We start from the raw sequence: 3,944 nt of genomic DNA on the forward strand, positions 1-3,944 counted from the left end.
CAAACGTTGACGATAGTTTGCAAGCTTAACCCCACGCCAGAACAAGCTCAAAAGCTTGATCAAACTCTGGTGGCGTTGTCTTCGCGGGGATTGGTTACATGATGCTACAATGAATGCGATCGCAACAGATAAGGAGGCAATTCCATGTCCGAAAAACGGATCGAAATGGAGGGAACTTGGGAAGAAATGATCGCCCGTTCCGACACCTTTGCCGGATGCAAAGTGCGAGTAACCGTTCTCTCAGAACCACCCCAATCCCCACCTCCAGAAACCCCCCCCAGCTTTCGTTCCGGTTCGGGTTGCTCTTTACTCAGGCACGCCGGAACTTGGTCTGGCAATGACCTGGAAGATTGTCTAAAAATGGTGTACGAAACTCGCCGCCCTCTGGAGTTTTAATTGTGTACCTGCTAGATACCAACTCTTGTAGCCGCATCATTCAGGGAGATGCGACAGTCATCAACCGTATTGTCGAAGTCGGAGAATCTCAAGTTTCTACCTGCGTTATCGTGCAAGCCGAATTGCTTTACATGGCTTACAATTCCGAACAAAAAGCCCGGAACTTGGCACGGGTCAAATCGTTTCTACAAGATATTGTTATCTATTTTATTGATGAAGAAACCGCCGACATTTACGCTCAATTCAAGGCGGAAATTTTAGATCATTTCGGCCCGAAAGAAAAAAAGAAGCGCAGAAAAACCCGGATCGAAAATTTGGGGATTGGGGAAAATGACCTGTGGATTGCCGCGATCGCCCTACGAAACGGACTCACAATTGTTTCCGGCGACAGCGATTTTCAACGGATGCAAGCAGTCAAAGAACTCTCTTTAGAATCCTGGCGATCGCTCTGATGATTCGACCGCTTATCCACCCCCCGACAGGAGATGATCGGGACACCCATCTGAATCCCTCACCAGTCGCTTTCGCGGCGCGGCGGCGGGACCTGTTTCGGAAGCCGCAACCGGGGAAACTGATAAAAGGTGTTGCCATCTTCGTCGAGTTCCGGAATGGCGGCGAACACCCCCGCCTGTTTGTCCAAATACTGTTGGGCGACGTCGGCACTCACCCGCGCCACAGCCGCCAGTTGAATCAGAGAAACGCGGCCGTCCTGGGATTCGATCAACTGATAAAAGGCATTGTCGAGCCGTTGCTGTTGTTCCCGATTGGTATTGATATTGACCAATAATAATCCCACCAAGACACCCAAACCGGCGACAGAAATTAATTCTAAAATAGCCATAGTCGGCACAACTCGCAGTTAAAATGGCAACTTTACAGATTTTATAGCAGTTGTCGGACAGAGGCGCTAAAGCGCAACAACGCGATCGCACCACAGTCAAAAATTTCGGGCCGGAAGCGATCGCCACCCCGACCCGAACGGATATCAGCTCAAATCCGAGCCTCAAGCCGCCTTTTTGGGTTCAACCAAGTTTTCGATGCCTCGGACGACCTTGGCCGATTGAATCGCGTCGCCCTGACCCAATTTCTCCAGCACGTCTTTGCCTTCTGTCACGTATCCGAAAACGCCATAGCGACCGTCGAGCAAATTCAGTCCGGCGGGGGTCAGTTCCGGTTCAAACAAGAAGAAGAAGAACTGGGACGAACCGCCGTCGGGGTCTGCTTCCGGGCGGGCCATCGCCACGGTTCCGTAGGCGGAAAAGGGCAGGACGGGTTGATCGCGGTAGCGGCCCGCCGCCTCCAGGGTGATGCCGTAGGTGGGTTCATCGTCGCCGCGCACCAAAATTTCCAACGGTACGGCCCGATATTCGCCCGTATCCGGGTCGATAAATCCCTCGTCGGGGCCGGGGGGATCGCCGGCTTGCAGGACGTAGGACTGTTCCGAACGGATGAATGTCAATCCGTCGTAGAATCCTCGCTGTACCAAATCGACGAAATTTCCGGCCGTCACGGGGGCGCTGTAACCGTCAACCACCAGGGTGATATCCCCCTTGTCGGTGGTCATTTCGACGGTGGCGCGGCCTTTGAGTTGGGGGAGGTCGGCATATTCGGACGGCACTTCAAAGGGAAATTCCGTGACCATCAATTCTTCAATTTCGTTCACCCGGGCCAACATTTCCGCCCGGGTTTCCAGGAGCGTTTCGCCATCTTTGATATCGAGGGCTTCCCGCAACGTGTCTATTTCGGCGTTGAGTTTCTCGATAATCGCTTCGGCTTCCGCGTGACGTTCTTCGGGGATACTCGCGAGAATCTCGGATTTTTCGGTGGATAAAACCCGGGAAGCCGTCGTGATATCGCCCTTGATCGGACTCCAGCGCTTGCCCCGGATTCGGGCGGCAATTTCTTCCAAACTTCCCTGAACCTTGCGGATGGGTTCGTTGTCGATGGGGAGGGCGTACCGCAGCAGGGCTTTGCCGTCGGTAATCGCGTTTCCGGCGGGTAAAACGCTTTCTCGTTTGGGCGCGGAATCTCCGCCGAAGTCCCACCAGGCGGCGCTGAGTCCGACGGAGAGGACGCACAGCAACAGGGCGAGGATGCCGGTTTTCAGCCAGCGCTTACAGGTATCCATGATCGAATTGGGCAAATTCAGCATAAATTATTACTTTTTTCCGTTCTAAGAAACTGACCCGAAGTGACTCCGGTGTTCTTTTCCTGCTTCTTCCTAGAAGTGTCGGCACTTTCGGGTTGGCGGGCCGGCCTCGGAAAATCGGGGGCGTACCCGCGCACAGAAAAACTGTTTTGAAATTGAGCGGGAGAGTCGCCCCTGCAACTCGTCTGCCGGGTCGGACGGGATAGTTGCCGTCCGGTGTCTCGATCGCTCGGCTCCGGTCGTGAGTCCCTACTAGGCTACCATCTTTGGCTGTTTTTTCATCGTGCCGACGCCCGTACCCCACCTTGTCGCCCGGTAGAAGCCCAATTGCCGTGATTTGAGCCAAAATGGATGAAGATTCTCGACTCCGAACGGTTATCGCTCCGAGTTTGGAAAATTTGAATCGAGAAACCGCCCGGCGCCAACTTTGTAGGTCACTCAAGTCGCGAATCGGTTTCCGCCCCGGTCTGAAGGGGCGAGGTTTCCTATATTAGGAGTGCTTCCCATGAATTCCCCCACGAAACGGTTGAGTTTGAACCGGGCGCAACTCGAAGGCTGGACGATCGCGGCGAGATCTCGAAGTCGGCAGGGGACTCTCCCCACCTACATCCCGCAATTGGCGGCGGCCGACCCGGGGGCGTTAGCGGTGCGGGTTTTGGGGGTGGACGGTCGATTTTACGACGGTGGCGATCGCGATCGCGTGTTTCCGCTGATGAGCGTGGTGAAGCCGTTTCTGCTGCTGCGTTTGCTGGTGGAGTTGGGGTCGGATCGGGTTTTCGCCCGGTTGGGGATGGAACCGTCCGATCGCCCGTTCAATTCCCTGGAACAGTTGCAAATCGACGGCGGACGGCCCCGCAATCCGATGATCAATAGCGGCGCGATCGCTTTGGCGGGTTTACTTACAGGGGAAGATGGGGCAACTCGGTGCCGGCTATTGTGCGATTGGTTGAATGGTGCGGCGGGGTGTAACCTGCAGTTGGATGGGGAGTTGTTGGCTTCGGTGCGATCGGTTCCCAATTCCCGGAATCAGGCGATCGCGGCGGAGTTGGCCCGGGCCGGTTATGTGGAGGATGCGACTCTCACTCTGGACACTTACAATCACATCTGCTGCCTGTCGGGGACGGTGGCGGATCTGGCCCAATTGGGGCTGTTGTTGCTCGAACCTCCCGAACCGGCTTGGACGGAGGGTTGCCGGCAGGTGAAGGCGTTGATGATGACCTGCGGATTATATGAGGCGTCCGGTTCGTTTGCGGTGCGGGTGGGTGTCCCCACCAAGTCCGGGGTGAGTGGGGCGGTGCTGTCGGTGGTTCCGGGTTGGGGTGCGATCGCCTGTTATTCTCCCCCCCTGGACGCGGCGGGAAATTCCGTGGCGGGATTATTTTTGATCGAGGAAATGGCG

5 protein-coding genes are annotated in these 3,944 nt (G+C 55.6%); 3 read left to right on the forward strand and 2 right to left on the reverse strand.

The window, feature by feature from the left end:
- Positions 1-144 precede the first annotated feature (144 nt).
- Together LKE08_RS00475 and LKE08_RS00480 are read left to right on the forward strand one after the other, a co-directional pair.
- Complete coding sequence (locus tag LKE08_RS00475) at positions 145-396, forward strand: hypothetical protein (RefSeq protein ID WP_324702227.1); 252 nt, start codon at positions 145-147, stop codon at positions 394-396.
- Between the two features lie 2 nt (positions 397-398).
- Positions 399-848, forward strand: coding sequence for a type II toxin-antitoxin system VapC family toxin (locus tag LKE08_RS00480; protein WP_324702228.1), 450 nt, complete (start codon positions 399-401; stop codon positions 846-848).
- Positions 849-907: 59 nt separating this feature from the next.
- On the opposite strand, the gene LKE08_RS00485 is transcribed toward LKE08_RS00480, so the two are convergent.
- Together LKE08_RS00485 and LKE08_RS00490 are read right to left on the reverse strand one after the other, a co-directional pair.
- The gene (locus LKE08_RS00485; RefSeq protein WP_324702229.1) at positions 908-1,237 is read right to left on the reverse strand and encodes a hypothetical protein; all 330 of its coding nucleotides are present in this window, start codon (positions 1,235-1,237) and stop codon (positions 908-910) included.
- 162 nt (positions 1,238-1,399) lie between these two features.
- Positions 1,400-2,548: a peptidylprolyl isomerase gene (locus LKE08_RS00490; RefSeq protein WP_375341383.1), complete on the reverse strand. Its 1,149-nt coding sequence runs from the start codon at positions 2,546-2,548 to the stop codon at positions 1,400-1,402.
- A gap of 502 nt (positions 2,549-3,050) precedes the next feature.
- On the opposite strand from LKE08_RS00490, the gene LKE08_RS00495 reads away from it, so the two are divergent.
- Positions 3,051-3,944, forward strand: an 894-nt coding sequence (locus tag LKE08_RS00495) for a glutaminase (protein ID WP_324702231.1), incomplete at its 3' end; no start/stop codon positions are given.

This window comes from Lyngbya sp. CCY1209 (assembly GCF_035615495.1).
GTDB lineage: Bacteria > Cyanobacteriota > Cyanobacteriia > Cyanobacteriales > Microcoleaceae > Limnospira.